Origin of the sequence: Eisenbergiella porci (assembly GCF_009696275.1) — a bacterium.
GTDB classification, from domain to species: domain Bacteria; phylum Bacillota; class Clostridia; order Lachnospirales; family Lachnospiraceae; genus Eisenbergiella; species Eisenbergiella porci.
In genome coordinates this window covers 1-21480 of record NZ_VUMI01000071.1, presented here as the reverse complement: position 1 = coordinate 21480, position 21480 = coordinate 1, and the positions used below count along the sequence as shown (strand labels likewise).

At 51.8% G+C, this 21480-nt stretch carries 15 protein-coding genes; 13 read left to right on the top strand and 2 right to left on the bottom strand.

What is annotated here, in order from left to right; all coding sequences use genetic code 11:
• Positions 1-16: 16 nt before the first annotated feature.
• From kdpB to FYJ45_RS26305, 7 genes are all read left to right on the top strand, one after another.
• Positions 17-2095 (top strand): potassium-transporting ATPase subunit KdpB, encoded by a 2079-nt coding sequence (kdpB, locus tag FYJ45_RS26335; RefSeq protein ID WP_154467997.1) that lies wholly within the window; start codon positions 17-19, stop codon positions 2093-2095.
• 59 nt (positions 2096-2154) lie between these two features.
• Positions 2155-2763 carry a potassium-transporting ATPase subunit KdpC gene (kdpC, locus tag FYJ45_RS26330; protein WP_154467996.1) on the top strand — a complete coding sequence of 203 codons (609 nt, stop codon included), beginning with the start codon at positions 2155-2157 and terminating at the stop codon, positions 2761-2763.
• Between the two features lie 82 nt (positions 2764-2845).
• A complete protein-coding gene (locus FYJ45_RS26325; protein ID WP_154467995.1) occupies positions 2846-5569 on the top strand; it encodes a sensor histidine kinase in 2724 nt (907 codons plus the stop codon).
• Between the two features lie 37 nt (positions 5570-5606).
• Complete coding sequence (locus FYJ45_RS26320; protein ID WP_154467994.1) at positions 5607-6308, top strand: response regulator; 702 nt, start codon at positions 5607-5609, stop codon at positions 6306-6308.
• Positions 6309-6325: 17 nt separating this feature from the next.
• Positions 6326-7921 (top strand): DUF4118 domain-containing protein, encoded by a 1596-nt coding sequence (locus FYJ45_RS26315; protein ID WP_154467993.1) that lies wholly within the window; start codon positions 6326-6328, stop codon positions 7919-7921.
• Positions 7905-8603: a response regulator gene (locus FYJ45_RS26310; protein ID WP_154467992.1), complete on the top strand. Its 699-nt coding sequence runs from the start codon at positions 7905-7907 to the stop codon at positions 8601-8603. The genes FYJ45_RS26315 and FYJ45_RS26310 overlap by 17 nt, the downstream gene beginning before the upstream one ends.
• 179 nt (positions 8604-8782) lie before the next feature.
• Positions 8783-9205, top strand: coding sequence for a hypothetical protein (locus FYJ45_RS26305; protein WP_154467991.1), 423 nt, complete (start codon positions 8783-8785; stop codon positions 9203-9205).
• Between the two features lie 73 nt (positions 9206-9278).
• On the opposite strand, the gene FYJ45_RS26300 is transcribed toward FYJ45_RS26305, so the two are convergent.
• Both FYJ45_RS26300 and FYJ45_RS26295 read right to left on the bottom strand, forming a co-directional pair.
• Entirely contained in the window at positions 9279-10661 is a 1383-nt protein-coding gene (locus FYJ45_RS26300) for a response regulator transcription factor (protein ID WP_154467990.1), read from the bottom strand.
• 60 nt (positions 10662-10721) lie between these two features.
• Positions 10722-12500 carry a cache domain-containing sensor histidine kinase gene (locus FYJ45_RS26295; protein WP_195841996.1) on the bottom strand — a complete coding sequence of 593 codons (1779 nt, stop codon included), beginning with the start codon at positions 12498-12500 and terminating at the stop codon, positions 10722-10724.
• A 233-nt stretch (positions 12501-12733) separates the two neighbouring features.
• Here FYJ45_RS26295 and FYJ45_RS26290 point away from each other — a divergent pair, with 233 nt between their 5' ends.
• The 6 genes from FYJ45_RS26290 to FYJ45_RS26265 all read left to right on the top strand — a co-directional run bounded on the left by FYJ45_RS26290 (position 12734) and on the right by FYJ45_RS26265 (position 21148).
• Positions 12734-13675, top strand: a complete 942-nt coding sequence (locus FYJ45_RS26290; protein ID WP_154467988.1) for an ABC transporter permease — start codon at positions 12734-12736, stop codon at positions 13673-13675.
• Between the two features lie 14 nt (positions 13676-13689).
• On the top strand, positions 13690-14565 hold the full coding sequence (locus FYJ45_RS26285; RefSeq protein WP_102287408.1) for a carbohydrate ABC transporter permease: 876 nt from the start codon (positions 13690-13692) through the stop codon (positions 14563-14565).
• Positions 14566-14597: 32 nt separating this feature from the next.
• Entirely contained in the window at positions 14598-16238 is a 1641-nt protein-coding gene (locus FYJ45_RS26280; protein WP_154467987.1) for an extracellular solute-binding protein, read from the top strand.
• Between the two features lie 132 nt (positions 16239-16370).
• The gene (locus tag FYJ45_RS26275) at positions 16371-18017 is read left to right on the top strand and encodes a DUF4091 domain-containing protein (RefSeq protein WP_235931026.1); all 1647 of its coding nucleotides are present in this window, start codon (positions 16371-16373) and stop codon (positions 18015-18017) included.
• 258 nt (positions 18018-18275) lie between these two features.
• Positions 18276-18908 (top strand): GTP pyrophosphokinase, encoded by a 633-nt coding sequence (locus FYJ45_RS26270; RefSeq protein ID WP_102288543.1) that lies wholly within the window; start codon positions 18276-18278, stop codon positions 18906-18908.
• Between the two features lie 272 nt (positions 18909-19180).
• Complete coding sequence (locus FYJ45_RS26265; protein ID WP_195841994.1) at positions 19181-21148, top strand: helix-turn-helix domain-containing protein; 1968 nt, start codon at positions 19181-19183, stop codon at positions 21146-21148.
• Positions 21149-21480 lie beyond the last annotated feature (332 nt).

Below are 21480 nucleotides of genomic sequence, written 5' to 3'. Positions count from 1 at the left end.
TATGGAGGTAACAGAAATGAGCAGCGGAATTAAAACAAAAAGTGCTCTTCACGATAGAAAAATGGTCCTGCGGGCCTTCAGGGATGCATTCCTGAAGCTGGCGCCATCGGCCCAGCTGAAAAATCCGGTAATGTTCCTGGTATTTGTGTCGGCGGTTCTGACCACGGTGCTGTGGCTCGTATCCCTGTTTGGAATCAGGGATGCGGCGCCAGTCTATATCCTGGGCATTACGGTTATTCTCTGGATTACCGTATTGTTTGCCAACTTTGCCGAAGCCATTGCGGAGGGCCGGGGCAAGGCCCAGGCGGACTCCCTGCGGGCTGCAAAGCAGGATGTGGGGGCGCATAAAATCCCTTCCCTCCAAAAGAAGGATCAGATCACAGACGTTGCGTCAGCAAAGCTCTTAAAAGGGGATATCGTAATCGTCAGAGCCGGGGAACAGATACCCGGTGACGGTGAGGTAATCGAAGGCGCAGCCTCCGTGGATGAAAGCGCCATTACCGGGGAATCAGCGCCGGTGGTCAGGGAAGCCGGGGGTGACAGAAGCGCGGTCACCGGAGGAACGAGAGTCCTTTCCGACTGGATTGTGATAAGAATTACCAGCGATCCCGGACAGAGCTTCCTGGATAAAATGATCGCCATGGTGGAAGGCGCGGCAAGAAAGAAAACCCCCAATGAAATTGCGCTGGAGATTTTCCTGGTTGCGTTGTCTATCATATTTATCCTGGTAGTTATGGCCTTGTATGCGTATTCCCTGTTTTCGGCAAAGCAGCTGGGGGTGGAAAACCCCACCTCCGTGACATCGCTTGTGGCGCTTCTTGTCTGCCTGGCTCCCACAACCATAGGCGCGCTGCTTTCCGCCATCGGCATTGCGGGCATGAGCCGTCTGAATGAGGCAAATGTGCTTGCGATGAGCGGCCGTGCCATTGAGGCGGCCGGCAATGTGGATACACTGCTGCTGGATAAAACGGGCACCATTACCCTGGGTAACCGGCAGGCCAGTGAATTCATCCCGGTGGACGGCCATACGGCGCAGGAGCTGGCGGATGCGGCGCAGCTGGCTTCCCTTCCCGATGAAACACCGGAGGGCAGAAGCGTGGTAATCCTGGCGAAGGAAAAATTCGGCATCCGCGGAAGAAACCTGTCGGAGGCCCCTATGGAATTTATCCCCTTTACCGCCAAAACAAGAATGAGCGGCGTAAATACGAAAGGTTCCGAAATCCGCAAGGGCGCGGCCGATTCCATGAAGGAATATGTGGAGGCGCATGGCGGGATTTACAGTGGGGAATGCGGCGATGTGGTGAAGAGAATTGCCAGCCAGGGCGGCACGCCGCTGGTGGTATCGAAGGATCATATCATTCTCGGCGTGATTTATCTGAAGGATATCATTAAGGCGGGAGTAAAGGAGAAATTTGCCGACCTGAGAAAGATGGGCATCCGGACAGTGATGGTTACAGGCGACAATCCGCTGACCGCTGCGGCGATTGCGGCGGAAGCAGGTGTGGATGATTTCCTCGCAGAGGCAACACCGGAAGGAAAGCTGGCCATGATCCGGAAGCTGCAGGCCGGGGGACATATGGTTGCCATGACCGGCGACGGCACCAATGATGCGCCGGCGCTGGCCCAGGCGGACGTGGCGGTAGCCATGAATACAGGTACCCAGGCGGCAAAGGAAGCGGGCAACATGGTGGATCTGGACAGCTCGCCCACCAAGCTGATTGACATTGTAAGAATCGGCAAACAGCTGCTGATGACCAGAGGCAGCCTGACTACCTTCAGTATTGCCAATGATGTGGCCAAGTATTTTGCAATTATACCGGCCCTGTTCATGGGGCTGTATCCCGGATTGGCGGCGCTTAATATCATGGGGTTGCACAGCGCACAGAGCGCAATCTTTTCTGCGATTATTTACAACGCCCTGATCATCGTGGCGCTGATACCGCTGGCGCTTAAGGGGGTTAAATACAGAGAGGTATCAGCAGGGAAGCTGCTTTCCCGGAACCTGCTTGTTTACGGGGCAGGCGGAATTATCGCCCCCTTTATCTGTATCAAGCTGATTGATATGATGCTGACGGCTTGCGGGCTGTTTGCCTAGGAAAAAGGCAAAGGAAGGCTCATATTTTGCAGCGCAAAGTAAGTAGGAGGATGACAGGAATGAAGGATTTCAGAAAAATTTCAGGGAAAAGCGCCCTGCTGTTTTTGATAATGATGATTTTGTGCGGTCTTTTGTACACGCTGGCCATGACCGGGATATCCGCACTTTTTTTCAAAGATAAGGCCAATGGCAGCATAATAGAGGTAAATGGGGTTAAGTACGGAAGCGGGCTGCTGGGACAGCAGTTTACGGCTCCGGAGCACCTCTGGGGAAGAATCATGATTCTGGATGTATCCACTTATCAGGATGAGGAGGGGAATCCGCTGATGTATGCGGGCGCTTCCAACAAGTCCCCCGCCGGGGAGGAATTTGAAAAACTGACCGCCGAAAGGGTCGCCATGATCCGGGAGGCAAACCCGGATGCGGATATGGATGCCATCCCGGTTGAGCTGGTTACCTGCTCCGGCAGCGGCCTTGATCCCCATATATCACCGGCGGCCGCAGAGTATCAGGTGCCGCGGATTGCACAGGCCAGGGACATTCCGGAGGAGAAAGTCAGAGAGGTGATTGCAAAGTATACAAACGGCAGGTTCCTTGGTATACTGGGAGAGAAAACTGTGAACGTGCTTGAAGTAAATCTGGCTCTTGACGGAATTCTCACAGAATGAGGAAGCAGCGCCGACAGTCCTGGGACTGCCGGCTTACTGTGATTTCAGGAACAGCCGTTTGCAGCTAAGGAGAATAGACGGAATGGATGAAAACAGACCGAATCCCGATAAGCTTCTGGAGCAGGTAAAGGAAGAGGAAGCAAGGGAAAATCAGGGAAAACTGAAAATATTTTTCGGCTATGCAGCGGGCGTGGGAAAAACCTACGCCATGCTGGAGGCGGCCCGTCAGGCGGCGGAGTCGGGAATCGACGTGGCGGCGGGCTACATAGAGCCTCATGCCCGCCCGGAAACCATGGCATTGCTGAACGGGCTGGAACAGCTGCCCGTATTGGAGCTGCCCTATAAAAATATCCTGCTGAAGGAATTTGATTTGGATGGGGCGCTTTGCAGGCACCCCCAGCTGCTTCTGGTGGATGAGCTGGCCCACACCAATGCGGCGGGCTGCCGGCATACCAAGCGGTATCAGGATATCCAGGAGCTGCTGAAGGCGGGAATCAGCGTGTATACGACCGTGAATGTACAGCATCTGGAAAGCCTGAATGATATTGTGGCATCCATCACCGGGATTACGGTGCAGGAAAGAATCCCGGATTTTGTATTTGACAGGGCGGATCAGGTGGAGCTGGTGGATATCGAACCCCAGGAACTGCTGGAACGGCTGAAGGAGGGAAAGGTTTACCGGCCCGGGCAGGCGGATAACGCCATGGATCATTTTTTCACGATAGACAATCTGACGGCGCTGCGGGAAATAGCGCTTCGCAGAACCGCCGACAGGGTGAATCGGGTGACGGAGAGGAACCGGGAACAGAACCGGGACAGCGAATATTATACGGGGGAGCATATCCTGGTGTGTCTGTCCTCATCGCCCTCCAACGCCAAGGTCATAAGGGCGGCGGCAAGGATGGCCAATGCCTTCCGCGCCCGGTTTACGGCTGTGCATGTGGAGATGCCCGGCGGTGAGGGGATGGCGGAAGAGGATGCGCTGCGGCTCCGCATGAACCAGCGGCTGGCAGAGCAGCTGGGGGCCAGGGCGGTAACCCTGTACGGCGGGGACATTACCAGGCAGATAGCGGAATATGCCAGGATTTCCGGCGTGTCCAAGATCGTTCTGGGAAGAAGCTATACGAAGCGGCGGCTTTTTTCTCAGAATGTGAATTTCGCGGATCAGCTTACTGCGCTGGTGCCCAAGTTGGAGGTCTACCTGATTCCGGACAATTATACACAGAAATATCAGCGGAAAAAACATCTGGAAAGGCTGATAGCGGCAAAGGGACAGAATTATCTGCGGGATACGTTGCTGATGGCCGCAATTCTGGCCGCCTCCACCATCCTGGCGTATCTGTTCCGACTACTTGGCATTGATGAAGCCAACATTGTAACCATATATATATTGGGAGTGCTTCTGATCGCCCTGATTACAGAAAATCAGATATATAATATTCTGGCCTCGGTGCTGAGCGTGGCATGCTTCAACATTTTTTTTACCTATCCCTATCATTCCCTGCGCGTCAGCGATCCGGGATATATGATTACCTTTTTAATCATGTTCCTGGCCGGCTTTATCACTGCTTTCCTGGCAAAAAGGGTGAAATCCTACGGCAGGCAGGCTGTAAAAAAGGCATGGAGGATGGAAATACTCCTGGATACCAGCCGGAAGCTGCAGATGGCCTCCGGAGAGGCGGCAATTGCGGAAACGGTGGCGGAGCAGCTTGTAAAGCTCCTGAACCGGGATGTGGTATATTATGCGGGAGAACCCGGGGAGGGCGTCAGGCCATACTGTTTTCCCAGGGAAAAAAACAGCCATATCCAGGAGCTGCTTTCCCCGGATGAGACGGCGGTTGCCTCCTGGAGCTTCAGGAATAATAAGCATGCAGGGGCATCCACAGGAACCCTTCCCGGCGCGAAGGGGCTGTACCTGGCGGTACGCAGCGCCAACGCAGTATATGGTGTGGTGGGCATCTGCCTGGGGGAAGGCTTCCTGCCTGCCTTTGATGAAAGCATACTGAACGCCATGCTGAACGAGGCGGCGCTGGCGCTGGAAAAGGAAAAGAGCATGGAGGACCGTAACCAGGCGCGGCTGCGCATTAAGCAGGAGCAGCTGCGCAGCAATCTTCTCCGGAGCATTTCCCATGATTTGCGGACGCCCCTTACAAGCATTTCCGGCAATTCGGGTATGTTGATGGACCGGGGGGACAGCCTGAGCCGGGAGCAGAAGCAAAAGCTGTATGAGGATATTTACGATGATTCCGTATGGCTGTATAACCTGGTGGAGAACCTGCTGTCCGTAACGAAGATTGAAAACGGCAGCATGGAGCTGAAGCTGCAGCCGGAGCTGCTGGAGGATGTGATTGACGAGGCGCTTAACCATATCCGGAGGAGGCTGCGCGGGCATAAGATACAGGTCCGCCTGGAGGACGAATTTCTCATGGCCTGGATGGATGCCAGGCTGATCATGCAGGTGATCATGAATATTGTGGACAATGCCATCAAATATACGCCGGAGGATTCCCATATCGATATTTCCGCAAAAAAGCTGGGTGACAGGATTTATGTGAATATTGCGGACGATGGGCAGGGGATTCCAGATGACAGAAAGGAAAAGGTATTCGACCTTTTTTACACGGGAGAATACCAGGCGGCGGATGGTACGCGCAGCATGGGGGTAGGGCTTTCCCTGTGCCGTTCCATTGTGGAGGCGCACGGAGGCCGGCTGGAGGTACGGGACAATGTCCCCCGGGGGACCTTTTTTCTGTTTGATTTGAAGGCGGAGGATTTGGGCAGGGATATTTCGCAGGCGGCTCTGTAAAAAGAGGCGCCTGCGGAAGGAAAGGTGCGTTTGAAGTATGGAAACAAAACATAGCCTTCTGATTGTGGAGGATGAAAAGGCAATCTCCAATCTGATTGCGACTACCCTGGAAACCCAGGGCTATCATTATGAAAAGGCATCCAACGGGGCGCAGGCCCTGATGGAAATCACCTCCCACAGCCCGGAAATCATTCTTCTGGATCTGGGTCTGCCGGATATGGACGGCGTGGAGATTATACGCAGGGTCAGGAGCTGGTCTTCGGTCCCGATTATAGTTATCAGCGCGCGCACGGAGGATCAGGATAAAATAGAAGCGCTTGATGCGGGTGCGGACGATTACCTCACCAAGCCCTTCAGCGTGGAGGAGCTGCTGGCAAGGCTGCGTTCCACCTTCCGGCGCATCAGCTACATACAGTCTGAAAACGGGCAGGTAACCACTGTTTTTACCAACGGGGATCTGAAAATAGATTTTGCGGCGGCGGAGGTCCATATGGGAGAGAAAGAGCTGCATCTGTCTCCCATTGAATACAGGCTGTTGTGCGAGCTGGCGAGAAACGTGGGCAAGGTGCTCACCCATCAGTATCTGGTGAACAAGGTATGGGAAAATGTAAATGTGAGCGATATCCCTTCCCTGCGCGTCTATATGGCAACCCTGCGCAAAAAGATCGAGCCGGACAGGGAAAATCCCCGCTACATCCAGACCAGGGTGGGAATCGGTTATAAAATGAACCGGTTGTAGGCCGGAAAGGGGTTTTTATGAGCAGGAAAGAGGAACAGGCGGGACCTGGCGCAAGGGATGGGCGGCTGTGGCCGCTTTATACGCTGGAAACGGCGGTGTTTCTGCTGTCAGCCACATTGGTGGGAATGCTGTTTCATAAAATAGGTTTTAAGGAAACAAATGTGGTACTTTTATATATCCTGGCCGTATTTATCACCTCCAGCCTCACCAGAGGCTATTTCTGGGGAATTCTGGCCTCGGTGGCGGCCACTCTTACCTTCAATTATTTTTTCACAAGGCCTTACCATTCCCTTCAGTTTTATGATGCGGGCTATATGGTTACCTTTGCGGTCATGACCGTGGTGGCCTTCGTGACGAGCACGCTCACCTCCAGGAAGAAGGAAAATGCCGAAAGGGCGTTGGAAAAAGAGCGGGAAACACAGGCCTTATACCGCCTTACCAGTCGTTTGACGGAGGCGAAGGAGCTTTCGGATGCGGCGGAAACTGCGGTTGTAATTATCAGTGATTTGCTTGGCTGCCAGGCTGCCTGCCTGTGTTATGATGAAAAGGGAAGCCCGGAAAAGACCTTCCTGCAGCGGACGGAGGAAGGAACGCTTGTCATTAAAAGGCTGGAGGGCGAAGAGGAGCTGAAGAAAAGGCTGGGGCAGCTGCATACGTCCTTTGCTGTCGGGCTGGAATTTTATGACTGGCCCGTTTACGGAGGGCAGGGAATTCTGGGCGTGGTACGGATTCCGGCGGAAAAGGCGGCCGGATTTGATGATGCGCAGATGGTTTTTCTGCATTCCATGCTGGAGTGTGTGGCTCTGGCCATGGATCGGATACTGGCGGTCAGGGAGCAGGCAGCCTCCCAGCAGCAGATACAGCAGGAAAGGTACCGGGGGAATCTGCTCCGGGCAATATCCCATGATCTGCGTACGCCGCTTTCAGGAATTATGGGCACGTCGGAAATGATTATGGATATGTCCTGCAGAGAGGATCCCCGCTATGAGCTGGCCCTGGGGATCCATAAGGATGCCGTCTGGCTCCACGGCATGGTGGAAAACATCCTCGGCCTTACAAGGCTGCAGGAAGGACGGATGGTGATCCGCAGGCAGGAGGAGGCGGCAGAGGAAATTGTAGGCGGCGCGGTGGCCCGGATGGCCGGCAGGGCGCCGGAGCATGAAATTCAGGTGGAGGCGCCGGAGGAGGTGCTCATGGTGCCCATGGATGCCAGGCTGATTATGCAGGTGCTGATTAATCTCCTGGATAATGCGGTAAAGCATACCGATGTGACGCAGGAAATCAGGGTGACGGTAAAAAAGGACAGCCGGGGAGAAAATGCCGTATTCACCGTAGCGGACAGAGGAGAGGGCATTGCTGCGGAGGATCTGCCGAATATTTTTCAGACCTTTTATACCTCGCAGATCAAGCCGGTGGATTCCCGGAAGGGAATCGGGCTGGGTCTGACCATCAGCGAATCCATAGTCCGCCAGCACGGCGGGAGGATGGAGGCCCATAACAGAACGGACGGCCCGGGGGCGGAATTTATTTTCACCCTGCCCCTGAAAACGGATACGGCGGAGGAGAAAGCTGTAAATGACGGAAAGGAGCAGGTCAATGGAACAGTATCATGAGACGGTTCTGGTGGTGGAGGATGATATACAGATCAGGAATTTTATCTGTTATGCGCTGAAGGCTGAGGGCTTCCGGTGCATAACCGCAGGAAATGCGGCAACGGCCATGAAGCAGCTGCTGGCGGAGCCGGCGGACATGATGCTTCTGGATTTGGGCCTTCCCGACATGGATGGCGGGGAGGTGCTGAAAAAGGTAAGGGAGTGGTCGGAAATGCCTGTCATCATCGTATCCGCCAGGGATCAGGACAGGGAGAAGGCCGCTGTTCTGGATATGGGCGCGGATGACTATCTGACAAAGCCCTTCTCTGCAACGGAGCTGTTGGCGCGCATCCGTGTGGCACTGCGCCACCTTTACCGTCAGGGGCTTCCCCGGCCGCAGTCGGTGTACCGGGTGGGAGGCCTGGAGCTGGATGTGGAAAAGCATACCGCTTCCCTGGACGGCGAACCGCTGCACCTGACCCCCATGGAATTTTGCCTGATGTCTCTGCTTATGAAAAATGCGGGCAAGGTGCTGACCAGCGGTTACCTGCTGAAGGAGGTCTGGGGCGTTTCCTATGATTCCGATACCCAGGCCCTCCGTGCCCTGATGGCGGCCCTGCGCCGTAAAGTAGAGAAGAATCCGGCCAAGCCGCGGTATCTCCTGACGGAAATCGGAGTGGGGTATCGGATGGCTGATGAATAGCCGCCGTGACTTCATGATTTTAATTCACAACATTCTCACACGCCTGCCCTAAACTCTCACACCACTCTCACAGGCTTTCCGTTAAAATAAGTTTATCAATAAGAAATGGAAAGCTGATTGAATATGATTACAGGTGATATCAGACATAGAAGCGCTGAAGAGCGCGGATAGGAGTGAAAATGAGAACAGCAACAATAGCGGGAACAAAGCAGGAATATTTGGATTGGTTAAGTGAAAATGTAAGAGGTCTTCTAAATGACTGTTGTATGGGAGAAACCAGGGAAATGATATGTGAAGCGATGAAGGAGTATCCGGATGCGGCGCAGCCTCATAACCTGCTGGGAATTCTGATGGAGATGCAGGGAAACCATGTTGCAGCCATGAAGCATTTCCGGGCGGCTTCAGTACTGGATCCCACTTTTCTTCCTGCAAGAAAGAACATGGAGAACTACGGCAGCTTTTCCAGGCCGGGAGCAGCCGCATATACAATGGAGGACTGCGGAATGGCTGAAAAAAAGGAACACTTTAAAATTGAGTATGATGAAAACGGCATCTGCCATGTAGTTAAGAGAAATGGAGAAAACAAAGGCTTTTTTCATTGAAAAAACCAGATGATGCAGATGAAAAGGGTCGGTAAGGCAGGCTGGGGGTCTGTCTTACCGACCGCCATGCATCTCATATGAAATGCCCCGGAGTCACCCCCACTACCTTTTTAAACTTCTTAATAAAGTAAAAATAATCATTAAAGCCCACTGCTTCACTGATTTCAGCCAGGCTCAAATCGGTGTGGGAGAGCAGTTCCTTGGCCTTGCCTATTCTCAGCTCCGTCAGATACTGGGAATAGGTAAGGCCTGTTTCATTTTTTATCAGGAAGCTTACGTAAGAGGAATTCAGGTGAAAAAGCTCGGAGAGCTTTTTCAGGGAGACATCCTTTTCATAATTTTCATTCAGATACTTGATAATCTGCATGAAGGAGGAAGCCTCAGATGCATTCTGAGGCTGCGGCGGCACAGGCTCCGGCGTGCGCAGGCGGGCTTCCATTTCTTCGAGGACATCTGCAAAGGAGCCATAAGTTTCCGCAAGCTGTTCGTAACCGTTCAGGAAGTGTTCGTCAGATCCCGGAGAGGAATCAAGGAAGGGGCTGGCATATACCAGGTTATAAAAACGATAGGCGCTGCCAATATCCAGAAGAAGCGCGCAATTCTGTTTTTGCAGCTTATGCAGGAAGGCAAGGAGGGAATCCGCCGAAGCCAGCGCCTCCTGCAGCTGTCTGAAAAATTCTTCCGTAAGGCTGGCGGAAACGGGAACCTCCGTCAGGCAGGAAGCGCCGGTGATAAAAAACTGGCAGGCCATCAATTCCGCTTCCGTCACTCTGTCCTTCAGCTGGGCAGGGGACAGGGGAGCGGCTGGCAGGCTGATGCCGCATTTTTCCGTGCTTTCCCCAATGAGGCGACAGGCGGCATCCCGCTGGAAGGGTTTTTCGCTCAGGTACAGATACTTCCTTTTCCCCAGACGGACCGTCAGCCCGGCTTCCAGCGCTTCCCCGCAGTCCGGCATACGCACGGAGGATGCGATATACAGCTCTCCGTCGGTGAAGCCGAAATCCCGGAGAATGCTCCGCAGGGGGGCTTCCTCTCCTTCTTCCATATAATCCAGCAGTGTGTCGGCCTGTAAGGAAACTTCCCTTCGGATGTTCCGGACAGCCTGGCGCAGGAGCTTTAGAAGCTCGGGAATATCCACAGGCTTCAGGCAATAGCCCAGCACACCCAGCTGGATGGCGCGCTGGGCATAGGAAAAGTCCGCATAGCCGCTGATCAGGATGATCTGGATATTGGGATTGGATTCATGAAGCCTCTCACACAGCTCCAGGCCGTCCAGGCCGGGCATGCGGATATCCGTGATAATAATGTCCGCTTTTTGGGCTTCCGCAAGGCGGAGGGCGTCCCGCCCATTGGAGGCGGTGCCTGCGGCGGAAAGCCCCAGCTTCGTCCAGGGAATGGAAGCGGTCAGCATTTTTACTATTCTGCTTTCATCGTCGGCAATGATAACACGAAACATAGTTTTGCTCCTTTATAAGGTCTGCTTTGAAGGGGGGACAGGAGGGCTGTTGAGGTCCTGTCAGGCAGGGTTCTGCGCAGCCTCGGCGGGCAGCGTCAGGAGAATGCGGGTTCCCTCCCCAGGTTCGGAATCCAGCGTGAGTCTGTAGTCCTTGCCATAGTTAAGAAGGATTCGATGCGCCACGTTGAGTATTCCTACATGCTGCTGGGAATAGGTGTTGATGATGCTGATATCGGCCAGATGCGTCTGAAGCTGTGCAAGCTGATCCGGAGGAATGCCGATGCCGTCGTCCTGGATGGTAATCAGCAGTCTGTTTTCCTGCGCCCTTGCCCCGATGAACAGCGTACCCTTCCGTAAGGCGGGTTCTATGCCGTGGAAAACTGCGTTTTCCACCAGCGGCTGAAGCAGGAACTTCATAATAGGCACATCCATGGCTTCCGGGCGGACGCTGCAGATGACCTCCAGCTTCCCGGGGAAACGTGCCTTCTGGATATCCAGATAGGCCATGGTGATTTCCAGTTCCTGGGATAAGGGGACGATTGCCTGGCCCTTCACATTATACCGGAACAGTCTGGCCAGGGCGTCGGACATGCCGGCGATTTCCGGCACCTGCTCTTCCAGGGCAATGTCCCGGATGGATTCCAGGGTATTATAAAGAAAATGAGGATTGATCTGACTGCGCAGGAATTCCAGCTCCGCCTGCTTTTTTTCCAGTTCTGTTTCATATAAGGAAACTGTGGTGTTGTAGAGCTGGCGGGTTAGTGTCTGCTGCTCCTCAATGAGTTCGTGGAAGGAATCATTCAGAGTGCGGATTTCAGTACAGCCGTCCAGCTGCAGGGGCTTTCTTTTTTTATTCAGGGGCTTCTGCCTGATTTCCCCGATATAGCAGGAAAGCTGGTTCAGCGGGGAGACCATATTGTGAAGCAGCGTATACATGAAAAATGCCAGAAGGATAAGCGAGACCGTAATAATCAGGGTGATTATCACAGTGGTATGCAGAACCTCCCGGTGAAGCTGTCGTTTATCAATGGCGCTGATGATAGAGTACCCCATGCCGGAAACCGGCGTGACATAAATAAGATAATCATGGGTATCGTAATGCATGGTTTCTCCTGTGGTTAAGGCGTTCTTTTTTTCACAGCATTCCAAGAGGCTGCGGGTGATATCCTCCGGGCAGTTAAAGGAAAAGATATTCTCCCTGACGTCAGTCAGAAGAAAATAGGTGGTGCCCTCCTGCTGTGTAGGAAGAATAATCGGCGCCTTCCTCAAATCAATGGAGAGAATCAGGCTCCCCTGGTATTTCCCGTAGTTGGCCATCTCATGCATACCGTATACGTTGCAGCCAAAGACCATCCGTTTTTCCCGGGAACGATTGGAATCCGTGAGAGGGGAGGATAAAAAACCGAAGCTGTAAAGTCCGTGAGTCCCTTCCATTTGTGCGGAAAGGCGGCGCAGCGTATCTGCGTCATACACATTGGACCAGGACATTTCAGAGGAGACCAGGGCAATATCGCTGATATCCTGGTTCATGATGGAATAAGAAGAAAACTGGACAAGCAGCTCCTTCACGTATTTCTGGGTTTCAGAGGAATAGGGAGTATGCAGGAGCCCTTCAATATTGCGGTCAAAGAGCAGGGTATTGAAAATGGAGTCGATACGCTGAAAAAGGTAATTTATTTCCCCATCGAATTTCTGGGACGTATTTCTGGCATAGGATGCGGCATTCTTCAGCAACAGGCGGTCCAGCGCAGTATAAGATACGATGGAAAGAATCAGGCAGAGGGCGGCCATACACCCCAATATAATCTGAAACTGCTTCTTAATGGATAGCTTTGACATATTCTCCTCCCCCTTCCTTATAGATAAAAGTATAGCATACCCCTTCGTAACCCTGTATGGAAAAATGCCGGATCCCATCTAAAAAAAATCCATTTTTATGTAAAAAAGTCCCGATTCCTAAAATTTATCCATTTTCTGGGATGCAAACTCCCCTGATTTGACCATACTTATCCGTTCTGTATTTCCCTATAATTAAAGACAGAAAAGCATAAAACAAACAGCGAGGTGAAGGGATGAGACGGGAAAAAAGGGTGGCTTTGAAGCCAAAGGGCAATTTCAGAAAGCATTTTCGGAATGACTGGATGCTTTATGCTATGCTTCTTCCGGTTCTTCTGTGGTATGTGATATTTTGCTATCTGCCCATGGGGGGCATCAGCCTGGCTTTTAAAAATTACCAGTACAATACGGGATTGTGGCACAGCCCATGGATCGGGCTGACGCACTTTCAAACCATGTTTAAGGATGCGGAGTTCTGGAGGGCTTTTAAAAATACGCTGATTTTCAGTTTCGGGAAATTATTGTTCCATTTTCCCATGCCGATACTTATGGCAATTGCCCTGAATGAAATCCGGCAGCCGAGAGTGAAAAAATTTTTCCAGACAGTGTTTACCTTCCCGCATTTTATTTCATGGGTGGTGCTGTCGGGAATCCTTATCAGTATGTTCGCCTCCAACGGTATTGTAAACCAGGTATTGGGAGCGCTGAAGCTTCCGGAGGTATCGCCCCTGATGTCATTGAAAGCCTTCCGGCCGTTCATATGGATTTCCAATATATGGAAGGAATGCGGCTGGGACGCCATTATCTATATGGCGGCTTTGACGGGTATTGATCCCCAGCTATATGAGGCGGCCAGTATAGACGGCGCGAACCGGTTCCAGAAAATGCGTTTTATAACCTGGCCGGGTATCCTGGGCGTTGTCTGCACCATGCTTATTCTCCAGATCGGCGGCATTATGGGAGGCGCTTCCTTTGATCAGATATTTAATCTGTATTCCTCCCCGGTCTATCCGGTGGCAGATATTATCGACACCTATGTATTCCGCCAGTCCTTCCAGGTGGGGACCAACTTTGGCTATACTACGGCCATTGGCCTGCTGAAATCAGTAATCGGCGTAGTTATGATTACCATTGCCAACAAAGTGGTGGTAAGCGCCGGAGAAGAAGGGCTGTTCTGACAGGAGGGAGGATTATGAAAAAAAGAAAAATATCGCTGTTCGATGTGATTTTATATCTGGTTTTCGGGCTGATAGCCCTGATAACTATTTATCCGTTTTATAACGTGCTGATAGTGTCTTTGGCCAATACCCTGGCCAGCGCCACCTATTCCCCATACCTGTATCCGCATGTATTTGACCTGACGGGATATAAAACCATTATGAGCGACACTTATTTTTACAGGTCGCTGGGAACCACGCTGTTCGTCACCATTGTGGGAACCACCTTAAATATGGTATTCTCGGTTACAGCAGCCTATGTACTGTCCAGGAAAAGGCTGATAGGGAGAAAATTTTTTCTCAGTGCGATCCTGTTCACCATGCTGTTTTCAGGCGGATTGATTCCCACTTATCTGGTGGTAAGCGGCCTTGGGCTGGACAACAGCATCTGGTCCATGATTTTTCCAAGCATGATAAGCACCTATTACCTGATTATCATGAAGAATTATTTCGTCAGCCTTCCGGCCAGCCTGGAAGAAGCGGCCAGGATAGACGGGGCTAATGAATTTGTGGTGATGACGCGTATTTTTATTCCCATTTCCAAGCCGTTTATGGCAACCTTCCTGCTGTTTTATGCAGTGGAGCGATGGAACGAATGGTGGAATGCTTACCTGTATATCAGTGATAAAAATATCAAGCCGCTGCAGATTTATCTCCGGGATGTTCTGGTCAATTTCAACAGCCAGCTGGCCACCCAGGCGCAGTCCATGATGAGCAGCCATAATAAAGTATTTGTCCAGTCCATCCAGATGGCGACTATCATTATCACCATGCTGCCTATCCTGTGCGTGTATCCTTTTGTACAGAAGTATTTTGTAAAGGGCGTATTGGTCGGTTCCGTCAAGGAATAGGCCTGAAATAAAGAATGAAGGAGAGAAAACGTATGAAAAAGATGAAAAAATTAACAGCGGTCTTAATGGCAGTCACCATGGCGGCAGGCTTACTGGCAGGCTGCGGCGGGCAGACAGGAGCAGGCGCCCCGGCGGAAACGGGAAAAGCGCCGGAGGCCTCCGAGGCCGGGGCAGCGGCCGCGGAAACTTCAGAAGCCGTATCCGCCGGCGCGGAGCCGGTGGAGGTTACCATTGCCATATGGGGAGCGGAGGACGGATTGTCCGGCGGGGAAAATGATCCCATTTACAAGACAATAGAAGAAAAAACAGGTGTGAAGCTCGTTCCCCAGAATGTGACCTGGGACGATGCGGATCAGAAAATTCAGCTCTGGGCGACAAACGGCCAGCTTCCGGATATCTTTGCCGGGGATTTCGTAAGCAAGTCCTTTTACGGAAAGTGGATTGAACAGGGCGTGATCCGGGCGCTTCCGGATGACCTTTCCGCTTACCCCAACCTGCAGGAATATCTGAAGATGGACAGAGCGGTTGCGGCTATGAGAGACGGCCATTATTATATGATCCCCCGTCAGACCTACGGGGATATTTCCTACAGCGTCCAGGACAGGAACGTGGTATACCGCTGGGATCTGGCGCAGGCTGCAGGAGTGACCAAAGAGCCGGAAACCTATGACGAGTTCCGGGATATGCTGAAGAAAATAATCGAAGCGGATCCGGAAGGAAAGAATGTGGGCGGCCTTACCCAGGCGCTTCCCAGCCTGCTGGGCGGATTCCTGTATCCTTACGGCGGAATCATCGACAAAAAATGGGTGGTAAAGGACGATCAGTTTGTACCCGGCTATTTTGCAGGGGATATGAAGGCAGCCATGCAGCTTGCCAGAGATATGTATCAGGAGGGAACTATTGAAAAAGACGTGGCGCTTGCAAAGCTGGATACTTCCAAGGAAAAATTCCTTCAGGGACAATCGGCGGCCATGGTATTCGCGGGAGCAGGCCCTGCATGGCTGTACGATCAGATTGGAAAGGATTATGAAGCCCTGTACGGCCGCAGCTTCCTGGACGATGTGAAAATAGCGAAGCTGTATCCCGGCGTCGATGGAAAGAAGTATTACTTTGTAGATACGGAATCCTGGTCGGAGAGCTATATCTCCGCAAACGTGGACGATGCCAAGATGGCGGCTATCTGCAAGCTGTATGATTTTCTCTACAGTGAAGAAGGAAAACGTCTGGTATTCTGTGGCATAGAAGGCGAGGATTATGATCTGAAGGATGGCATGGTTGTGATGAAAGAAGGCGTGGATCTGGCCGAAAAATATCCGTTCATGAATCCGAATTCCAGCGTAAACAGCATTGCTATGTGGAATCCTTCGGATTGGGATATGACATTCCCCAGCACTCGTCCGCAGGAATATAGGGAGCTTAACGAAGCAAGGCATCAGGATGCGGTTCAGAATGGTTATCTGCCTGAATACTATGATGCGATTATGTTCTTAAGCACGCCTTTGAAGGATAATTTTGTCTATAATTCGGATGATGATTTAATGCAGATTATGATGGGGACGGAACCTGTGGATAAGATGGTGGATGATCTGATGGCCAATTATGAATCCAAAGGGCTCAGCGATATGATCACTGAGGTGAATGCAGCCGCCGAAGCGGCAGGCATTACCAAATAAATTAAAAACGCACAGGACACAAGTCTGGCTAATGCACAAAAAGCCTCAGGCAGGCGGCGCGGCACCGTATCGGCGGTCTGCGCGCCTGTTTGCAAACGGTGGGACAGCCGGACAGAAGGGGAAGGGAAAAAGATGATGAAAGAAAAAATAAGGTACGGAAAGGTGACGCAGGCGGAGGAATTTTTATTTCCGGACAGTGAATTGGGCGTATTGCCGGATAAACTGCGCCTGGCAGCTGCAAAGAACGGAAGGAGGGGAATCCAGCTGCTGCTTCCCACATTGGGGGAAAAGGCCGTATGCACTTTTAGCAGCGGGGATTTTACGGCGGAATGGTATGGGATGAGGGCGGTGCCGGTGGAATATAATACCGGAAACGGCGTGGCCCAGGGAGGCGGCATGGTTCTTATGGACCCGGTGGAAGAAAAACCGCCCTATGCCATAAGGGAAGCCCCCTTTCAGGTCTATGACTGTTTGATGCCACGTCCGGAGGGCATCGTGGAGGCAAAAGACGGGAGGGCAGCCATTTATTTATGCCTTGTTCCCGGAGAAAATATCCGGGAGGGAACCTGCCAGGCAGAGGTCAGGGTTGCGCTGGAGGAAGGGGAATGCCGCCTTTTGCTGGAAATAGAGGTATATGGGGTGCGGATCCCGGAGGAGGAATTCCAGATCACCAACTGGTTCAGCATCCCGGCCATCTGCCGTTTTCATAAGACTGGACAGGGAGAACCGGCTTTCTGGGAGGTGCTGAAAAAATATATTGCCCTGATGCGGCGGGCAAGGCAGACCTGTTTTTACATACAGCTGGATAAGGCCTGTGTGGCGGGAACGGATCCGTACCGGTTTGATTTTTCGTATCTGAAGGAAATGATAAGCCTTTTTTTTGACAGCGGAATGAAATATCTGGAAATCGGGCCGCTGCTGTCACGGGGGTTCAGGGAAGATGGTTCCCCGGATATGTTTACCGGCGCTTTCCGCTGCATGGCGGCGCCGGAGGTGGATCTTGATTCCTGGGAGGGCTATGAAATTACGGTCCGTTTCATCCGGGCACTGGCGGATTTCCTGAGGGAAAACGGATGGGATGATAAGGTGATGGTGCACATCCATGATGAACCGGATATCCATGTGGATTCGGAAAAAACACTGGAATCCCGAAAGAGACAGTATTATCTCACCGCTTCTATACTGAGAAAATATCTGCCAAGGGTGCGGATCATTGAGGCGGTCAGCACTTCCGGCTTCAGGGGAGGAATTGATATCTGGGTGCCCGGCACGGCGGGCTATGAGGCGGACCGGGAGGGCTTTTTACGGCTGACGGACCTGGGGGAAGAGGTATGGAATTATGTCTGCTGCGGGCCTCAGGGATTTTGGCTGAACCGTTTCCTGGACTTTGCTCTGATTAAAAACCGGCTGCTTTTCTGGGGCTGTGAGGCCAACCGTCTGACCGGTTTCCTGCACTGGGGCTTCAACCAGTTCCCGGAGGGAATGGATCCCTTCCGGGCGACCAGCTGTCCCAACGATACCGGGCTGGGAACGAACTTCCCCTGCGGTGATTCATTTCTGGTGTATCCCGGAACCGGGAAGGAAGTATGGCCGGGCATGCGCCTGGAAGCACAGCGGCGGGGGGCGGAGGATGCGGAACTTTTAAAGCTCCTCCGGAAGAAAGACAGAACGCTCCATGATAAGCTGATGGGCCGCCTGTTTGTCAGCAATGAAAAGTATTGCGATGATCCGCAGGTTATGGAGGAGGTATATGAAGAGCTGCTGCGCGCCTTAAGTTAACCAAAATTCAGGAAAGTGAAATCTTTATAAAGCCGTCCGGAATGCTTTTCCCGAAAAATATTTTGTGTTATGATAAAAAAGGCCGCAGCGCATCAGCGCACAGGCCGGAATAACACAGGGCTGCGGCCCGGATGTTAAAACAGCCGGAAAAAGGCGGAATCCGGAAGCAGTCGGTTATAAAGGAAAAGGATTATGGAAGAGAAAAGAACGGAAGAATTACAGGAAAAGGATTTGGCCTCGGATCCCTTTACCCGGATTATGGAAGGGGAGCGCCCGGAGGAACTGCTGGAGTCGGCGTTTCCCTTCCTGGAACTGATGAGCAGATACCGCTGCGCCATGATGGAGGTGGAGACCAAGCTCCGGGTGCTGGATGAGGAATTCTCCATGACCTATAACAGGAATCCCTTTGAAACCATCAAGTCGCGGCTGAAGAAGCCCATAAGTATCATTGATAAGATGCGCAGAAAGGGAATGCCGCTTTCCGTAGAAAATATAGAACGGACACTGAACGATATCGCAGGAGTGCGCGTAATCTGTTCCTTCCCGGACGATATCTATGCGCTGGCCGCCATGCTGGTAAAGCAGGACGATATTAAGCTGATTGAGAAAAAGGATTATATCGCCCATCCCAAACCCAACGGCTACCGCAGCCTGCACCTGATTGTGGAGGTGCCTATTTTCCTTTCCAACTGTAAGAAATATATGCGGGTGGAGGTGCAGTTCCGCACCATCGCCATGGACTTCTGGGCAAGCCTGGAGCATAAGCTGAAATACAAGAAGGAAATTGACCACTCGGAGGAAATTGCGCAGGAACTGGAAGCGTGCGCGGAAATCATCAGCAGCATGGATGAAAGGATGCAGGAGATACGCAACCGGATTGAGAGAGGGTAGCAGGAAAACAGAATCAGGTTTATAAAAAAAAGGTGCCGCGGTGCGGCATCTTTTTTTACGGCCAGGGCCGGAGTGGCGGTCGCCGGCCGCCCGGCGCTTCGTCCTCCCTGGCAGGAAAAATTATGCAGTAAGAAAGGGATTGTGTTACCCTCTTAAATGCTTCATAATACAATAGTGATGCAGGGATCCGCGGAGGAAACCGGAAGGTTCCTTCCCAACTGCTGATGGATGCCGTATCGCAGGCAGGACTGCGGTATGCGGGAGGAATAGGTATGAAGAAAGCACGCAAACTCAACTATATTCATTTTGTGATTACCTATAATTTTGTTCTGCTGATACCAATGATCATTGTGTTCTGCAGCGTCTTTATCATGGAAGGCAGACAGCAGGTACAGAAGATAGAGGCGATGCTCAGAAGCTATGGCGAGAGGGAAGAGGAATACTGGCATCAGCAGATGAGCGTGGTCAATTTTTATAATACGGAATGCAGATATGATAAAAGGTATAATTCTTACTATGCGGAGAAGCCGCCCGGATATTTTCTGGATATTGAAACGGATCTGAAGCAGAAGGAAGAAAATTTCCCGTTTGTGGAGAATATTTATCTCTATCAGCCGGATCGGGAACGGGTGCTGTCCTCCGGCGGCCTGTATGAGGCGGGTTATTTTTTTCAGTCCATCTGTATGATGGAACGGGATTTCCCTGAGGAACAGGAAGCCATCTGTGCCAGAAAGGCGGTGGGAAAACGGCAGCAGGAAAAAATGGTTCTGATCTGTCCGCTGCGTACCTGGGGAAAGTCGGGAGAAAACGAGGTGCAGTACCTTCTTTTTACCATAACAAGGGCCAGGCTGAAGGAGCAGTTTGGAATCAGCGAGTTTCCGGAAAGCGGCGTGACCAGGATCATTCATGACGGTGTGGTTCTGTATGAGCTGGGAAGGCCTGCAGATGGTCTGGAGGAGGAGAAGGATTATCTTACATACACGAGGGATCTGGATTCCGGCTTCCGGGTCATCCAGATGATCCCCAAAGACGTGGTATATAAGAATATGGAGCCGTTTCTGAAGGGCTATGGCATCTGGTTTGGCTGTTCGGTGGTGACGGGCTTTGGACTGGCCCTGTATTTTTCCAGGCGGCGTTACCGTTCCTTCCAGTGGCTTATGGAGAATAATGAGGAGCTGGAGGAGGAACGCAACAGGCTGCGGGCGGAGAAATGCTTATATGAGCTTTTGAGACAGGATATCCAGGAGGGGGATGAGCTGTGGAAAAGCTGCCTGGAAAATGGAATCTATGTGAACAGACGGTATAAATTTTTCGTTATTGTTCCCCAGGACAGTGAAAGAAACCAGGAGATATGCGATTTCTTCAATAAACAGATGAGCGGCAGCAGTATTACCACCGCCTATCCACTGGCTCTTTTTGAGGAGGCGAGGGTATATCTGATCTGTTCGGACGAAACAAGGATAGAGCTTGAGCAGAAGCGGGACAGATGCAGTAAAATGGGCGCGGATATCGGGATCGGGGAGCTGTGTATGGACATATCCCGAATCCGGCAGTCCTACCGGGAGGCCTCCCGGGCGCTGCGCAGCCTGGATAAAACGGGAAAGGGCTATCCGGAGGTGGAGTTGAATGCCTTCCGGGAAGCGGTGGAGCTTGGCGATACGCTGCGGGCGGATGTATTGCTGGAGGGGCTGTTCGACACGATAAAGGAAGTGAAGGAAACGGCGGCCGTCTGTATTCTCTGGGATATGCTGCGTATGGCGGAGCTGGATCCGGAGCTTTTATTCGAAGAGGAAAAGGACGGGCTAGTGAAGTCCGCGGATCGGTGGAAGGAGCGGATAAGGGAGGCCCTGAGCTGCCGGAAGGAACAGGAAAGGCCGCAGCAGGCCGAAGCGGCCGGAGGCTATCGGAAGAAAAATATCGTGGATGTACTCACCTATATTCACGAGCATTATCTGGAGGACAATTTCTCCGTAAAATATATGGCCTCCGAATTTGAAACCTCCGTCTCCAACTTAAGCCATTTCTTCAAAAAGAATCAGGGTATGAGCATATCGCAATATGTGGAGAATATTAAAATGGAGCGGGCCAGGGAGCTTCTGGAGGAAAGTGACAGAAAGGTATCGGAAATTGCCCGGCTGCTGAGATATGGAAGCAGCACGGTGTTCATTGAGGTGTTTAAAAAACAGACTGGAATGACGCCGGGGGCTTACAGGGAACAGATCAGGAAACAGGATTTTTAGTCGGCTGCATACGAAACGGGCTTTGGAGGAGACTCCCAGGCCCGTATTCTTTTAATGAATTGGGGGCTGAAAATTGAAAATTCCTGTATTATTTTCATGAAAGCGATACATTATTCAAATGTATGATATATACGGAATGAAAAAATAACGATATGATTGGCGCATCAGATACAGCTGGTGTGCATAGTGCACAAAAAAGCTGCGAAAAAAGTCCAGCTAAGAAATGTCAATAGGTAAAATGAAAAATGTTTACAAAGTTTTTTTCAAGCAGCTGATGTAAAAAAGGGTAACCTTAATAAACCCATTGCCATGGGATTTTAAAATGTAATTCA